General features: G+C 64.2%; 16 protein-coding genes. 10 read left to right on the forward strand and 6 right to left on the reverse strand.

Annotation, left to right across the window (positions count from 1 at the left end; translation table 11 throughout):
• Positions 1–109: 109 nt before the first annotated feature.
• Positions 110–1,216 carry an NAD(P)/FAD-dependent oxidoreductase gene (locus AC54T3_RS14305; protein ID WP_496625776.1) on the forward strand — a complete coding sequence of 369 codons (1,107 nt, stop codon included), beginning with the start codon at positions 110–112 and terminating at the stop codon, positions 1,214–1,216.
• Positions 1,217–1,224: 8 nt separating this feature from the next.
• Here AC54T3_RS14305 and AC54T3_RS14310 read toward each other — a convergent pair whose 3' ends face one another.
• Both AC54T3_RS14310 and AC54T3_RS14315 read right to left on the reverse strand, forming a co-directional pair.
• Positions 1,225–1,881, reverse strand: coding sequence for an SOUL family heme-binding protein (locus tag AC54T3_RS14310; RefSeq protein WP_496625778.1), 657 nt, complete (start codon positions 1,879–1,881; stop codon positions 1,225–1,227).
• 21 nt (positions 1,882–1,902) lie between these two features.
• Positions 1,903–2,967, reverse strand: a complete 1,065-nt coding sequence (locus AC54T3_RS14315) for an ABC transporter substrate-binding protein (RefSeq protein ID WP_496625779.1) — start codon at positions 2,965–2,967, stop codon at positions 1,903–1,905.
• A gap of 137 nt (positions 2,968–3,104) precedes the next feature.
• Between AC54T3_RS14315 and gltX the strand changes: the two genes are divergently transcribed.
• Positions 3,105–4,520 carry a glutamate--tRNA ligase gene (gene gltX, locus AC54T3_RS14320; protein ID WP_496625781.1) on the forward strand — a complete coding sequence of 472 codons (1,416 nt, stop codon included), beginning with the start codon at positions 3,105–3,107 and terminating at the stop codon, positions 4,518–4,520.
• A gap of 54 nt (positions 4,521–4,574) precedes the next feature.
• Here the strand turns inward: gltX and mepK are convergent, their stop codons facing one another.
• Entirely contained in the window at positions 4,575–5,111 is a 537-nt protein-coding gene (gene mepK, locus AC54T3_RS14325; protein ID WP_496625783.1) for a peptidoglycan L,D-endopeptidase MepK, read from the reverse strand.
• 331 nt (positions 5,112–5,442) lie between these two features.
• Here mepK and AC54T3_RS14330 point away from each other — a divergent pair, with 331 nt between their 5' ends.
• Positions 5,443–6,171: a transglycosylase SLT domain-containing protein gene (locus AC54T3_RS14330; protein ID WP_496625801.1), complete on the forward strand. Its 729-nt coding sequence runs from the start codon at positions 5,443–5,445 to the stop codon at positions 6,169–6,171.
• Between the two features lie 7 nt (positions 6,172–6,178).
• Here AC54T3_RS14330 and AC54T3_RS14335 read toward each other — a convergent pair whose 3' ends face one another.
• Together AC54T3_RS14335 and AC54T3_RS14340 are read right to left on the reverse strand one after the other, a co-directional pair.
• The gene (locus tag AC54T3_RS14335) at positions 6,179–6,397 is read right to left on the reverse strand and encodes a hypothetical protein (protein ID WP_496625785.1); all 219 of its coding nucleotides are present in this window, start codon (positions 6,395–6,397) and stop codon (positions 6,179–6,181) included.
• Positions 6,398–6,527: 130 nt separating this feature from the next.
• The gene (locus AC54T3_RS14340) at positions 6,528–7,382 is read right to left on the reverse strand and encodes a pentapeptide repeat-containing protein (protein WP_496625787.1); all 855 of its coding nucleotides are present in this window, start codon (positions 7,380–7,382) and stop codon (positions 6,528–6,530) included.
• 164 nt (positions 7,383–7,546) lie between these two features.
• Here AC54T3_RS14340 and AC54T3_RS14345 point away from each other — a divergent pair, with 164 nt between their 5' ends.
• The 7 genes from AC54T3_RS14345 to AC54T3_RS14375 all read left to right on the forward strand — a co-directional run bounded on the left by AC54T3_RS14345 (position 7,547) and on the right by AC54T3_RS14375 (position 13,710).
• Positions 7,547–8,833 carry an O-acetylhomoserine aminocarboxypropyltransferase/cysteine synthase family protein gene (locus AC54T3_RS14345; protein ID WP_496625803.1) on the forward strand — a complete coding sequence of 429 codons (1,287 nt, stop codon included), beginning with the start codon at positions 7,547–7,549 and terminating at the stop codon, positions 8,831–8,833.
• A 96-nt stretch (positions 8,834–8,929) separates the two neighbouring features.
• Positions 8,930–9,622 carry a type 1 glutamine amidotransferase gene (locus AC54T3_RS14350; protein ID WP_496625788.1) on the forward strand — a complete coding sequence of 231 codons (693 nt, stop codon included), beginning with the start codon at positions 8,930–8,932 and terminating at the stop codon, positions 9,620–9,622.
• 433 nt (positions 9,623–10,055) lie between these two features.
• On the forward strand, positions 10,056–10,682 hold the full coding sequence (locus AC54T3_RS14355; protein WP_496625790.1) for a type IV pilin protein: 627 nt from the start codon (positions 10,056–10,058) through the stop codon (positions 10,680–10,682).
• Between the two features lie 5 nt (positions 10,683–10,687).
• Entirely contained in the window at positions 10,688–11,278 is a 591-nt protein-coding gene (locus tag AC54T3_RS14360; RefSeq protein ID WP_496625805.1) for a GspH/FimT family pseudopilin, read from the forward strand.
• A gap of 56 nt (positions 11,279–11,334) precedes the next feature.
• The gene (locus tag AC54T3_RS14365; RefSeq protein WP_496625792.1) at positions 11,335–12,072 is read left to right on the forward strand and encodes a hypothetical protein; all 738 of its coding nucleotides are present in this window, start codon (positions 11,335–11,337) and stop codon (positions 12,070–12,072) included.
• Between the two features lie 25 nt (positions 12,073–12,097).
• The gene (locus AC54T3_RS14370) at positions 12,098–13,258 is read left to right on the forward strand and encodes a pilus assembly PilX family protein (RefSeq protein WP_496625794.1); all 1,161 of its coding nucleotides are present in this window, start codon (positions 12,098–12,100) and stop codon (positions 13,256–13,258) included.
• 8 nt (positions 13,259–13,266) lie between these two features.
• The gene (locus AC54T3_RS14375; protein WP_496625795.1) at positions 13,267–13,710 is read left to right on the forward strand and encodes a type IV pilus modification PilV family protein; all 444 of its coding nucleotides are present in this window, start codon (positions 13,267–13,269) and stop codon (positions 13,708–13,710) included.
• A gap of 67 nt (positions 13,711–13,777) precedes the next feature.
• Here the strand turns inward: AC54T3_RS14375 and AC54T3_RS14380 are convergent, their stop codons facing one another.
• On the reverse strand, positions 13,778–15,082 hold the full coding sequence (locus AC54T3_RS14380; protein WP_496625797.1) for a cytochrome c family protein: 1,305 nt from the start codon (positions 15,080–15,082) through the stop codon (positions 13,778–13,780).
• Between the last annotated feature and the right edge of the window lie 193 nt (positions 15,083–15,275).

Consider the following 15,275-nt stretch of genomic DNA (forward strand, 5'->3'; position numbering starts at 1 on the left):
CCCTTTGCCAATTCGTCGCGATGCCCATGGTTATTGTCTCTGCCGCCCCCGCCGATTTCCAGACCGGTGCCGCGCTCGCGGCTCGGCCCCCAACGCAGATGGTCGGCGGATGATGGCGCCGGCGGCAAAGCGCGCGTTACGGATCGCGGTGATCGGCGCTGGTCTCTCCGGGCTGGCGGCGGCGCGGTTGCTGGCTGATCAGCGGCATCAGGTCAGCCTGTTCGAGAAATCGCGTGGCTGTGGCGGGCGGGCGGCAACAAGGCGCGCCGCGCAGCCGAGCGGAGAGACGCTGCGCTTCGATCATGGCGCTCAGTATTTCACAGCACGCGATCCGCGTTTTCAGCGTTGTGTGCAGACCTGGGCCGAGCGTGGTCTGGTGGCGCCTTGGGACGGGCGCATCGGCGCTTTCGATGGGGACAGATTCACCACCGCTGGGCAGGAGACAACCCGCTGGGTTGGGGTGCCCGGAATGAGCGCGCTCGGCCGCGAGCTGGTCGAGGGCTTGGATGTGCGGCTGGAGACGCGGGTGATGCCGCCGCGCTGGTGCCGAGGCCGTTGGCAGCTCAGCGATGATGCCGGTCAGGAGCTTGGCCGCTTCGACCGGGTGGTCGTCAGCGCGCCGGCGCCGCAGACCGCCGAACTGTTGATGGACGCACCCCGGCTCGCGGCGCAGGCGGCCTGTGTCGACTACACCCCTTGCTGGACCCTCATGCTCGGATTCGCTGCGCCGGTGCCACTGGCGTTCGACGGTGTCTTCGTCAATCAGGGACCGTTGCGCTGGGTCGCGCGCGATAGCAGCAAGCCGGGACGATTGGTGCCGGCTGGAAGCTCGCTTGGGGATGCAGTCGGGGAGTCGTCCGTGGGGCCGGCTGTGGAGCCGGCGGTGGGATCAACTGGGTGCGGGCACTGCTGGGTCCTGCATGCCGAGCCGGACTGGACGCGCAAGCATCTGAATGATGCGCGCGAGGAGGTGGAGGCGGCCATGCTTGCGGCCTTTGCGGCGCTTGTCGAGGTGGCCGGCGGAGCGCTGCCGGCGATCACCTGGCGCCAGTCGCATAGCTGGCTGTACTCGCTGGTCGAAACGCCGCTGGAGGACGGCTGCCTCTGGGACCCGGCACTTGGTATTGGTGCCTGTGGCGATTGGTGCAACGGCGCCCGTGTCGAGGGCGCGTGGCTCAGCGGCGAGGCGCTCGCCGGTCGCATCTTGGCGAGGTAGCGTTTGGATCATCCGCGTTGTTGATCAGAAACCTCGAACATGACCTCGTTGCGACGCAGTGGTCCGGGCGTGAAAGGATCGTTGTAGTAGGCATAGATCGGCTCGCCGCGCGGCTCGAGGCCACGCGCGCTCATCCAATCTTTGAGCCGCTGTTGCTGCTCGGCAATTGCCTGATCATTGGTCCTGCCGCTGAAGCGCACAGCCGCTATGCGCCGCGCCGGAATCTGCTCCAGTGTCACCTCGGCATTGCCCGGAGCCGGTAGATCCTCGAGCCCGTACTCGGCCGGCATGATGAACTGCACTGTCCAGCGGCCGTCCTCTGCTGGCGTCTGAGTTACCGGTGCCGTCATCGCGATCTTCTCATCGGGCGCGACCGCGCGCTGCTGGACCGGCGCGGTCATCGCGATGCGTTCGCCGCCGCGCTCCTTGGCGAAGATGTAGCGCGCGAGCGGGCCGAAACCGCTGCTTAGACTCTGCTGACGGCCGCCGCTGCCGCTGACCTCGGCGACGACCAGCGGCGGGTAGTCGCGCAGCTCGAAGTTGCCGTCTTGGCTGACCACCTGGTAGTCGGGCTTCTCGACGTTCTGGATCACGAAGACGAAAACGAGCAGGCCGACGATGCCGACCACGGCCGCGAGGCCGAGCAGAATGAGGATGAGCTTCATGGTGGGCCTGTGATTCCGTGGTTAGGTGGTTGCGGGGTTGTCATCGGCTCGGCTCGGCATCAGCCAGCCGCCAAGCAGTAACAGGATCAAGCCGCCCAGCGAGATCCAGTACCAGCCCTTGAGCCCCATGGGGCCGAATTGGTAGACCGAGCCGGCACTCAGCATCACCCCGTCGTCAAAGGGCACGATCCAGCTGACGCCATACCGCAGATGGTCCGGCGGCGTCTGGATCAGCTCGGCGTAGGCTAGGGCCTCGGGGGCTGGGCCGGATTCGTCGATCTCGACTCGGAAGAGGCCATCGTCACTGCCAATCCAGAGGCGCTCGGTCTGCTCGGCCTTGGCTGGCTCGAGATAGAGCGAGAGCATGCGGCTGTTCTCGAGTCCGACCTTCAATCGCTGCCAGGGCTGCATCGGCGCCTCTTGCCAGAAGAGTCCGCGATCGGTGCCGGCGATCAGCCGGCCGCCATCGGTGATGACGAAGCTGAAGACGTTGATGTCCTCCGGCAGACCGTCGCGATTGGGCTGCCAGTTGAGCGGGTCGTCGGCTTGGGCGCTGAAGACGCCAGCGCCGACGCTGCCCAGATGCAGCCACAGTGCATCGTCGATGCGCTGGGTCTCGAGCCGGTAGACGCTGGTGCCTTCGAGCGCGCGTTGCCATTGACCATCGCTCTGCACATGCAGACCGTCGCCGGTGCCGACCAGCAAGCGCCCATTGGCGAGGAGTTCGTCGCGGACGCGGACCTCAAGGGCTGGCATCCCGGCCGGGGCATTGAACAGCCCGCCGCCGGTGCCGATCGGACCTTTGGAGGCATCGCCGGCGAGGTCCGCCGAGAGTGCGGTGACCGGGTGGCCGCCGAGGTCGATCTTGACGCCTGTCCATTGATCGTTGGCGAAGCGCCAGAGTTCACCGTCTTGGGTGCCGGCCAGGATCGAGCCATCCTCGGCACGGGCCAGATCGGTGATGTGACCGCTGTCGACGGGGGCGTTGCGGATCAGCCGCTCGCCGCCGGGGATGAGCGGCCCGGCGATGAGCAGGATAAGCCCTAATACGGCAAGGCCGATGGCGACGGGACGACTGGCTTTCATGGTGACTCCTCGTGTATTCGATGGTTAACCCTAACAAGTATCGTTTGGCTGGTCCCTAAGCAAGAGGGAAACCGGGGCTGCCGCCTCTGCTATCATCGCCGGCCTTGGCATGTTGCAACAGACTTGAGATCAGCGCGATGACCGTTCGTACCCGTTTTGCCCCTTCCCCGACCGGCTACCTCCATGTGGGCGGCGCCCGCACCGCGCTGTTCTGCTATCTGTTCGCGCGCCGGCACGGCGGGCAGTTCGTGCTGCGCATCGAGGATACCGATCTTGAGCGCTCGACGGCGGAGTCGGTGAACGCGATCATGGAGGGGATGACCTGGCTCGGCCTCGATTACGACGAGGGGCCCTTCTTCCAGACCGAGCGCTTCGAGCGCTATCAGGCGGTGATCGATGAACTGCTCGACAAGGGCCTCGCCTACCGCTGCGATTGTCCGAAGGAGCGCCTCGAGCGCCTGCGCGACACGCAGATGGCGGCCAAGGTCAAGCCGCGCTACGACGGCCACTGCCGCGGGCGCCAGATCGACCCTGAGCAACCGCATGTAGTGCGCTTCAAGAATCCGGTCGATGGCGCGGTGATCGTTGACGATCTGATTCGCGGTCGCGTGCCCTTTGCCAACAGCGAACTCGACGATCTGATCCTGCGTCGCAGCGATGGCTCACCGACCTACAACCTCACTGTGGTGGTCGATGATGCCGAGATGCAGATCAGCCATGTCATCCGCGGCGACGATCATCTCAACAACACGCCGCGCCAGATCAACATCCTCAAGGCTTTAGGCTACGAGCCGCCCCAGTATGCGCATGTGCCGATGATCCTGGGGTCCGACGGCAAGCGCTTGTCGAAGCGCCATGGCGCGGTCAGCGTGGTCGCGTATCGCGATCACGGTTATCTGCCCGAGGCCCTACTCAATTATCTGATCCGCCTGGGCTGGTCACATGGCGATCAGGAGGTCTTCTCGCTCGATGAGATGATCGCGTTGTTCGATATCGCGGACGTGAATACCGCCGCCTCGGCCTTCAACGTCGAGAAGCTCGACTGGCTCAATCAGCACTATATCCAGCATGCCGACCCCCTGCACATCGCGCGGCTGCTGAGCCCGCACATGGGCGAGATTGGCATCGATCCGACAGAGGGGCCAGAGTTGGTGGACGTGGTTCGGGCGCAGGCCGCACGTGCTAAGACCCTGACTGAACTCGCCAATATCAGCGCCTTCTGCTACCAGGACTTTGACGACTACGACGAGACCGCTGCGAAGAAGCATCTGCGCCCGGTCGCGCGGCTGGCACTGGAGCGTCTGCGCGCGGAGCTGGAAATGCTGGCGCTCGAGGACTGGGAGCCGGAGACCTTGCACCGCGTGGTCGAGCGCGTCTCCGAGGCGCTGGAGCTGAACATGGGGAAGGTCGCGCAGCCATTGCGCGTTGCCATCGTCGGCCGCGCTGCGTCACCGGGGATCGATGTCACGCTGCAACTGGTGGGTAAGACGGCGACCTTGCGCCGCATCGATCGCGCGCTAGCGTTTATCGACGCGCGTGCCGCTCAGGGCTGATGCGGTTCGTCTCGCGCGCCCCGCGCTAGGCGGGGCGGGCGAAGGCGTTGACGATCAGGCTCCCCATTGCCTGACGTTGCCGGTGTCGAGATGCACGAAATCAGAGCGTGAATAGTAGCCAACGCCACCCCGGCTGAGCCGAACGGCGACATCCCGGATGTTGCGCGTCGGCAGGTCGCCGAAGCGGACATCGATGGCCTTGCCGGTCATGTGCAGGCTGCGCTTTGCGACACCGCTCGAGGTGCGCCTGAGCATGTCGTTGGTCTTGGGCGAGCGATAGCCGCTGACGATCTCGAAGACGGCGTCTTCGTGGCCCAGGGTCTGTTTGACGTCGAAGAGGATGTCGTACAGCTTGGGATCGATGGTGGTGACGTCGCCGGTGCGGAAGTCACGCAAGAATTGATTGAGCTGCATCAGCGAGCTGCGCTGGTAATGATCGCCTTGGCGGTAGGTCAGTGTCAGGCGTTCGTCGGTGTGTAGATGATGGAAGGAGAGGACGCGTGGCTGGTCGAGCTGGCGGCGTTGGCTGCGGGCAACGGTGGGCGCTGAGGCAACAGCCAAGGCGGCACCGAGGAAAATCCGTCGGTTCACTAGTATCCCCCTAGAATCGAGCATGTTGTTGGGCGCCCTGAGTATAGGTCGAGGGGCGGTGAAAGCAATGGCGATTCGGTCACGGTTTGACGAATGCCACCCATCCTCTAAACTACATCAAGTAAAATGGTTAAGCAACGGTTTGTGCTGAGGAAATCTGATGGGGTTGCGAATAACCCAATGGGCTGTCTCGAGCGCTCTGTCGGGCTGTTCCGCAGGGGTGTTCAAGGGGTTGAAAGCTAACGCAATTGGCCCGCGCATGGCCGCTGGTTCCTCAATGACGGCCAGCGCTGTCCGGCGTAGGCGTACGCGTGTTGGCCTCTTGCTTGCTGTGCTTGGCGTGGCCGTGGTGCTCCCGCCGCGAACGGCGAGCGCCGATGTGTTCAAGTACGTCGACCAGGATGGGAACGTCTTCTTTTCGGACGAACCGCTGAGCAGCTCCGGACTCAGGCTCGAGTGGAAGCGCACGGCAACCCGGCTCGCGGCGAGCAACAGGGAGCGTTCGCGGGCGCTGCGGCGGCAGGCCGAGGTGGATGCGCGCTTGCAAGCGCGTCTCGACGCCGAGACCGGTGCCGCAGAGGTGATCGAGCAGTGGGGGGCAGTCCGGGGGGCGGCCCGGGGGTCGGTCGCGCCGCTCAGCGAGTCGATGTGGCTGCGGCGGATGCGTTATCAGCCGCTGATCGAAGCCGCCGCGCGCCGGCATGGGCTGGTGCCGGAACTGCTGCATGCGGTGGTCCGCGCCGAGTCCGCCTACAAGCCCGATGCGATCTCACACGCCGGTGCCTGTGGGCTGATGCAGCTCATGCCTGGAACGGCGGAGCGCTTCGGTGTCACCGAGATTTGGGATCCAGCGCAGAACATCGAGGGCGGCGCCGCCTATCTACGCTTCCTGCTCGATCTATTCGATGACGACATCCGGCTTGCACTCGCCGGCTACAACGCCGGCGAGAACGCGGTGAAACGCCACGGCCATCAGATCCCGCCGTATGCCGAGACCCAGCACTATGTGCGTAAGGTGCTGCAATTCCTCCGGGCCGAGGAGGCGTCGTGGTCGTCCTGAGCGGCCCTCAGTCTTCGCCAATCACACGGTTGTCCTTGGGCCGTGAGAGGAGGCGCTCGGCCTCGAGTTGGTGATTAGCGAAGATCATCCGGTAGTCGGCGTCATCAACGTCGTCGCGGTCGGCGCGCAGGTTGCGCACGATCGCACGCGCGTCTTGATAGCGCTCCTGGGTCTCGATATGAGTCAGCTGCATGGTGGGGGTGATCTTGTAGACGAAGTAGGGCATACCACAGGGTCCGAGGTTGGCCGCCGATCGGGGCAGAGAGCCCGCGTTAGACGGCGTGCTGATTGCAGGAAAAGCGTCTTGATGTTGTCGCCAATTTGGGGGCGAGGCGCAAGTGATCCAGCTCCCAAGCTCAGCGAAGATTCTTCTTGTAGCTTGGAATCTTGGCATTCAACGCCTTGGAGACATTGGCGAACTCCATGGTCACGCTCGCCAGCTGTACGCCGCTGAAATCGGTCTCGGTGACGGTGGCGCCGCGCAGAATCGCGCCGCCGAGTACCGCGCCCGTCAGATCCACGCCGGTCAGATCGGCGTTGCGGAAATTGGTGTGCTGGGCTGAGACATTGCGCAGGCGAGCGCCAGCAAGGTTGGCGCCTTCGAGGTTGGCGAGGTTGATGACGGTGAAGCCCTCGGGCTGGCTACTGGTCAGATCGGCGCCTTGCAGGTTAGCCTTGACCAGGTTGGCGTCGTTCAGATGACAGTCGCGCAGATCGGCTGCGCTGAGGTTGGTCTCGCGCAGGTTGGCCTGAATGAACAGCGCCCGGCGGGCGGTGATCTGGCTGAGATCGCTATGGCAGAAGTCGGTGCCGCGCAGGTCGGCGCCGCTGAGCCTAGCTTGCCGCAGGTTGGCGAAGCGGATCTCGGCCTTGCGCAGGTCGGCGCCTTCCAGGTTCGCCTCGCTGAGATCGGCGCCGGAGAGTACGGCCACGCTAGCCGGTCGCTCCGAGCCGGCGTGCACCCGAGCGAGGTTGGCGCGGCTCAGGTTGGCATCGTTCAGATGGGCGTTGAGCAGGCTGGCGCCGGTCAGGATCGCGTCCCGCAGGTCGGCGCCGACCAGGTCGCTGAACTCGAGATTGGCGTCGCTCAGATCCTGCCCGCGCAGGTCGGCGCCATTGAGCCGCATATCGCGTAGGTCCGCCCCGACCAAGGCATCGCCCTCGACCGAAGCCAGCACCTCGCCGGTTTCTTTGTGCTTGATGTCGACCATGATGTCCTCCTCAGGTTAGCGGGCACACCGGACCTATTGCTTTGATGGGTTGGCCGGCGCGTTCGGCTATGCTATCTACCCGATGCCGCCTTTGCACCAGACTTCGCATGAGATGTCGCATCAGATAAAGAGCATGCGGCGGCGCAGCAACCGAGGAGGAGATGATGAAGCTCGAGACACTCGCTATCCACGCCGGCTTTGAGCCGGACCCGACCACGAAAGCGGTCGCGACGCCGATCTACCAGACCACCAGCTACGCCTTCGATGACACCCAGCACGGGGCCGATCTGTTCGATCTTAAGGTGCAGGGCAATATCTACACCCGCATCATGAACCCGACCAGCGATGTCCTGGAAAAGCGCGTCGCGGCGTTGGAGGGCGGCGTCGGTGCGCTGGCATTGGCATCGGGGATGGCGGCGGTGACCAATGCGATCTTCACGCTCGCCCAGGCCGGTGACAACATCATCGCCGGTTCGACCCTCTATGGCGGCACCTACAACCTGTTCGCACACACCCTGCCGCGACTCGGGATCGAGGTGCGACTGGTCAAGCCGAATGACATCGACGCCATGGCCGCGCAGATCGACGCCAACACCAAGGCGGTGTTCTGCGAGTCGATCGGCAATCCGGCCGGCAATGTCGCCGATCTCAAGGCGATTGCCGACCTGGCCCACGCGCACGGCGTGCCGGTGATCTGCGACAACACGGTGCCGAGTCCCTACCTGTGCCGGCCGTTCGAGCACGGCGCCGATATCGTCGTGCATGCGTTGACCAAGTACATGGGCGGTCACGGTACCACCATCGGCGGCGCGCTGGTCGACTCCGGCCAGTTTCCTTGGGCCGAGCACGCCGAGCGCTTCCCGATGCTCAATGAGCCGGATGTCTCCTATCACGGCGTGGTCTACACCGAGGCGCTCGGGCCGGCCGCCTATATTGGCCGCGCGCGGGTGGTGCCGCTGCGCAACATGGGCGGCGCCATCTCGCCGTTCAACAGCTTCCTGATCCTGCAGGGGATCGAGACGCTGCCGGTGCGCATGGATCGGCATTGCGAGAACGCGATCGCGGTAGCCGAGTATCTAAAGGGTCACGATAAGGTCGAATGGGTGCGCTATGCCGGTCTGCCCGATAGCCCGGACTATCCGTTGGTGCAACAGTACATGGACGGAGGAAAGGCCAGCTCGATCCTCTCCTTCGGCATCCGTTCTGGCGCGGGAGATGGCCGCGCGGCCGGTGGGCGTTTCATCGACGCGCTCAAGCTCGCGGTGCGCTTGGTCAACATCGGCGATGCCAAGACCCTGGCCTGCCATCCGGCGACCACGACCCATCGCCAGCTCTCGCCCGAGGAACTGGCCCGCGCCGGGGTGAGCGAGGATCTGGTGCGCCTGTCGATCGGCATCGAGCACATCGATGACATCATCGCCGATTTGGATCAAGCCTTGGCGGTGGCCTAAGCCGCGACAGAAACGCCGGCAGCAGGCCCCTTGGAGCCTGATCCAATGGGTCTGAGCGTCATATCCCTGAACCCCCAGCGAGCCGAGCAACCTGCGATGAAGATTCACTGTCTGATGCATGTGCCCTTCGAGGGGCCGGCCCAGATTGCCGATTGGGCCGAAAGTCGCGGTCACCCGATCGCATTCAGCCATCTGTTTGCCGGTGATGCATTGCCCGAACTCGACGCCTTCGATCGCCTGGTCGTGATGGGTGGGCCCATGGGTGTCGGGGATGAAGATCAGCACCCTTGGCTGAGCGCCGAGAAGGCGTTGATTCGCTCGGCCATCGAAGCTGGCCATTCGTTGGTCGGCGTCTGCCTCGGGGCGCAGTTGATCGCCGAGGCACTCGGCGCGCGGGTGAGCCGGAATCCGCAACAGGAGATCGGCTGGTTTCCGATCCGGCTCACCGAGGCCGCGCGCGCGCACCCGTTCTGCAAGGATCTGCCTTCCGAGCTGCAGGTGCTGCATTGGCACGGCGATACCTTCGCGTTGCCGCCCGGTGCCCTGCATCTGGCCGCAAGCGAGGCTTGTACGCAGCAGGGCTTTTTGGTCGATGAGCGCATCCTTGGCCTGCAGTTCCATCTGGAGATGACGCCGACGAGTCTACGCACGCTTTGCAGCTACTGCGCTGATGAGCTGGTGCCGGCCCCATTCGTGCAGAGCGCGGAGCAGATGCTCGCGGTCTCGCCCGTGCGCTATGAAGAAACGGCGCGGGTGCTGGAGGTGCTGCTCGATCGGCTTGCGGAGTGAGGGTGGTGCCGGCGATCAGCGCAGCAGCTGCGGCCATTATTGAGGACGTACCTTTGATGGGGAGCCGGACACCGTTGGCGTCAGGGCAAACGCATCAGAATGTTGCTAGATACTTCTAGAACGAGGCTGAGGTAGGATTGGCAACCAACTGAATCTCATGTTGGTATGCCGAAAGTGTCGGAAGCACTCGAAGAACAGTCGTTGGTGGCGCATTTCAGCATCCTTGATGACCCCCGAGATGTCACTCCCATGACACGTTCCGGCGTGTGTTCTCGCTGCTGCGGCCCGAGGTGTTCGAGGAGTGCGAACTGCTGATGCAGAACCCGCCCTCCGACTGATCCTGAAGGCGAGCTATATTAGAATATCTTGATGCGTTCGCCCTAACCAAGACCCACCCCACGAAGCCTATGGGCGCGCGGCGGCTCATCACCCGATGTTGAAGCAGCTTGCGAGCACCCTGCGGGCACGCGATTATGCACTGCTCAAGGAGCAGAAATTGATTCGGTGTTGGCTGGTCCAAATCCGCTCCAAATCGGCCTGCGGCCTGGCATACTTAGCAGATATGATGATCGAGAGTCGACAGCGAGCCGTCAACGCGCGGCTGATTCCTTTTCGCCAGCCGACGACTGGATACGGTCGCGCTGGGCATGCCTGTGCTGGCCGGAACGGCCCACAACGCCAGCTCGGCTTCACCCTGATCGAGCTGATGGTCGCGCTCACCATCATCGGCGTGCTCGCCATGATGGCCTACCCGAGCTATCAGGACTACGTGATCAGCGCGCGGCGTGTGCAGGCCCAGACCGGGTTGCTCGAGCTGCAACAGGCGCTCGAGCGCTATCGCATGCGGCATCCGAGCTATGCCGATTGCCTGAGCAACGGCGACTGCGTGCTGCCCGACAATGATGACTACGCATTCAGCATCCGCAGTGCCGATACCACCTCCTATGTCCTCGAGGCCGAGGTCAAGGACACAGGCGCGCAGTCGGCGGATAGCGATTGCCTACAACTGACCCTAGATCAGAACAACGCGAAGACACCGGTCGACTGCTGGATGAGGTGATGCCGATGACGCGCGGGAGGCGACGCAACCGGCTACGACGTCGCAGTCGCGCTGGATGCGCTGGTCGCGAATGCGCGGGCCTCTCGCTCATCGAGTTGCTCGTCACCATGAGTCTGCTGGCAATCCTTCTGGCCATCGGTATCCCCTCCTTTCAGGGGAGTCAGGAGCGAGCGCGGTTGCGCAATAGCGCCGAGGCGGTCTATTCACTGCTGCAGTTCGCGCGCTCGGAGGCGATCAAACAGTATCGCGATCTCTTCGTCGTGGTCAGCACGGGCGAGGCCGGGGCGGCGGGCGACGGCTGGTGCCTCGCAATCGCCAACGACCGAGACTGCGATTGCTCGGTGGCGGGGGCGTGCCAGTATGGCGGCGGGGCGGATCGGCAGGAACACAGCCTTTCCAGTGAGGGCTTTCCGGGCGTCGCCTTGGCCTCGAACCGCGCGTCTTATCGGTTTGAGCGCAAGCTCGGCAAATGCTCGAGCGCCGGCACCCTCGAACTCACCGGGGCGGAGTCGTCGAGCATCACCATCAAGGTGGCCCCGCTCGGGCGGGTGGCGCTGTGCTCGGATGCGTTCTTGGGGCTGCCTGAATGCCGATGAGCCGGCGTCGGTCGGGAATCCTCATCATCCGGTGCTGGTCGGGCCGGCAAACGGGGTTGTCCCTGGTCGAACTCATGATTGGGCTGACGGTGGGTTTGCTCATCATGCTCTCGGCATTGACCCTGTATACGGTCAATCTGCGCTACGCCGCCGATATTCTGGGCGCGGCGCGCTTGAATGCCGAGCTGCGGGCGGCGATGGACATGATGGTGACGGATATCCGGCGCGCCGGTTTTGGTGGCCAGGCGTTCACGGAGCCTGGTGTCTCCGACTTGGCCCTGTTTGAGGACGGCACCTGTCTCGTTTTCACCTATGACGCTAATCAGGATGGAATTTTGAAGCAGATGACCGCTGACGCTAGCGGTTCCTACGAACTGTTCGGCTTCAAGGTCGAGGACCATATTCTCAAGGTGCGACAGGGCGGCGGCGATCTCTCGGCGTGCAACAGCGGCGGTCAATGGCACGGGTTGACCGATCCGGCGAGCGTGCGCATCGCGAGGGAGGAGCCGGTGTTTTCGATCGATTACCACTGTCGTCGTCGCGACACCGGCGTGAGCGCCGAGGGACAGCGCTGTCAGCCCGGGATTGCGCTCTATGAGGCAGCCAGGGCGGACCATCAGGCGGACAGCTTAGAGGCGTCGGATACTGCCTTTCCGATTGAGCTTATCGAAACCCGGCTAGTCCACATCACCCTTGAAGGGTCGCTGACCCAGGATCCGACGATCCATGCGCGCCGGACGCAAGCGGTCTTCGTGCGCAATCATCGGGTCGTTAACATCGCGACCTCGGACTGAGCGTGCGTTGGTCATGATCCAATGCGTGACAAGTCGCGCCCTTCAGGGCGGTGTGCACGCCAAGAGGCTCATGGTGAGAAACTGCCTACAGCAACAGCAACGGCGCCCGTGCGTCTGCGTCCGCATCCCTCGCCTCCAAGCCGGGGCGACGACGCTGGCGGTGACGGTCTTGGTATTGAGCCTGGCCACACTCCTGTCGATCGGTGTCTCGCGCACCACGCAGATGGATCAGCGCATGGCGGCGAATCAGCAACGCGCGCGACAGGCCTTCCTCGCCGCCGAAGCCGGCATGGCGCATGCCCTCTCGTTGCTCGCCGAGCGGGACGCGCAGACGGGTCGGCTGATCGGAATCGATCGCGACCAAGGCGGCGTCGCCGATGAGATCACCCCGTTAGCGGATCGGGTCACCGGTGCCTACCGAGCCGCCTATTGCGACCCCGAGGATTCCGCGCAGCGCTCAATCAACTGTCCCGATGCGCCGGGTCCGCCCACCTGCGATCGGCTGGATGGAGAGCCGGCCGCAACCTCAGATGCGGACAGTTCGCTAGAGGTGGACGACTTGCCGGAGGCAGGCAGTTCGCCGGAGACGACCGAGGCGCGCTACCTGCGCACACCGCTCATCGCCGCCTGCGGTTGGAGCGATGATGGGATCGCGCGGCATCTGATCGTGCAGGCCACGCAGGCGATGCCGAAGGTTGGGGTGGACGTGACGAGCGCGGTGATCATCAAGGAGGCTGGTATGAGCGCGGCTCAGCTGTTTCGCGACATGATGGGGGTGGCCGATCTCGCCGCCTACGAAGCACGAGTGGCGGACCGGGTGATCGATGCCGACCAGGCTGCCATCCTCGCCGAGCATGGCGGCGCCCGCGCCGAGGCCATCGTGCTCAAGGGCGATATGGTGCTGCCGAATGAGCAGACGCTCGGCTCCCGGGATCACCCGGTTGTGCTGGTGATCGATGGCGATTGGCTGGGCGGTGCGCCACGCATCTGGGGCGTGGTCTATGTGAGAGGCTCGATCGAGTTCGCTGGCAACCCCGAGATCCACGGCGCCTTGATCGTCGAGGGCGCGCTCGACGAAGCGTGGGATGCGATCGAGTACGACTCGAACGTGCTGAACACTGTTCGCGGCCGGATTGGCGCATCGGCCCCCAAGCCCGGCACCTGGCGCGATTGGTCGACGCGGTGAGGGCGAGGATGCACAGTCGCCGGCCCGCGACGGCGTCGGGCTTTGGCTTGGTCGAGGCATTGATCGCACTCGTTGTCTTGAGTGTCGGCGCGCTCGGCCTCGCGCGCCTGAATGTGCGCTTATTGCAAGAGATCGCGCCCGCTCGGGTCGAGGCAGAGGCGATGCAGTTGGCCCAAACCCAATTCGCCTTGGCGCGTTTTCAGGTGTCGAGCGGCACCTGCACGCTCGAGGATGAGACCAGCACGGCCCATGCCGGTGAGTCTGCCGAGTATCAGGTTCTGCGGCGCTCGACCGATCCAGTGGCCGGGACCGAACAACGGTCGTCACTCGGCGTCGAGGTCAAGGTGTGTTGGTCGCGCGAGGACGATGAGCCCTGTGATTGGGATCAGACCGGCCCGGATGAGGTGGTGCTGCAAAGCCTGATCAGCTGCAATGGCCTCTTGGGCCAATAAAAAAACCGCACCCGAAGGTGCGGTCTGAATCAGCCTGGTCGGCGGTGTAGGCCGACCTCTCCAGCGCTCATTCGACGCTCAGGGTCTGCTCGAACTCGGCAATCATCACCGGGTCGGTCAGCTCGGTGGGCAGGTGATCGAATTTCTTCACGAGTCCGGGCCAGAGCAGGTTGTAGAACAGTTCGCCGCGCACCAGGGCGACGCCCTCGGCGGGGATCTCATAGACCAGCTCGCGTTCCTCGTGTGGGCGCAGGCGGGTATCCTCGCCCGGTTGGGTCGCGGTGGGCGGCGGTGCCGGCATGCCCTCGTCGTCGGCGAGCGCGTAGGAGAGGTAGGCCTGCGGGTCGGACTGCGCCGGGTGACCCTCGGCATTCTCCCAGATCACCTCGCCCTGATCGTCATAAGCGGTCAGCTTGATGAACAGGTTGCGGAAGGGCGCGCCGGTCGGCATCGCGTGCGGCAACTGGTTCTTCAGGTAGACGGTGGTCTTGAGGGTGTCGCCGTTCGCAACCGCGTTGACATCGAAGATCACGGCGCGCTTGAGCATCGCCGGGCTGTGCCCACCGCCCATGCTGTGATCGGCGATGCCCTCGGCGACCGGCATGTGACAGGACAGGCAGTTGACGTTCGAGAGGCTATCCCGGTACTCGTTGCCGGTCTGGCACAGCGGTACGCCATGCGGGTTGTCGCGCTGGTCATGGCAGCCCATGCAGGCATCGGAACTCTTGATCAAGCGCGGATTGGCTTCCATCGGCAGGGCCGGAATGATCTGGCCGTCGAAGACGATCGGCTCACCGCGATGCGGATTCGGTTTCTGCGAGCTATCCGCACCGAGCCCGGCGCCGCCGAAGAGATCGTCACCGGCGGCCGCGAGCTGGGCGAGGCCGTCCTTGATGCCGAGCGGCGCCTGCAGTTTGTCGGACAGCTCATAGGCCTGGATGCCGAGCCGCAGCTTGCCGTCCTCGCCTTCGATGCCCTTGTAGGCCTTCAGGGTGTGACAGGCGACGCAGTTGACGCCCTCGTTATAGGCCACCTTCGCGTCGAGCTTGGTGCGCTGGTCGAGTGCGGCGTTGGGGGCGTGACACTGCAGGCAGATCGGGTACTTGCCCGAGGCCTTGTGCAGCACGCCTTCCTCGGTCGGGGAGCCGGCGACCATCTCGTAGAAAGTGCCATGGATCGGATCCTTGAGCGCGGTGCTCTGTGCGTGCATCGAGCCCTTCCACTGTCGATAGATCTCCTGGTGGCAATTCGAGCACACCTCGGAGGAGACATGGTGGATGGGGGGCTCCTCGTCGGCGATAGCGAGGGAGGGCGCGGTCGCCAGCAGCAACGCGCTGGTGGCCATGGCGTGGAGATAGACGGAACGCAGCATCAGGGACATCCTCCTTCGGGAGTCGGTTTTGTGACGATTCTGCGGCGGCATGATCGGTTGCGAGTATGCCCAAGGTCAATACCCTGTATTGCCGCTCGTATTCGATGCTGCTGTAATCAGGGCTCGATCAATGGTGATGGAGCTAGACTCTAGTGTTGCGCAAAGTGCGCGATAGTGTACTATTATCTCATGG

It is taken from the genome of Halochromatium sp. NSM3, from assembly GCF_059621085.1.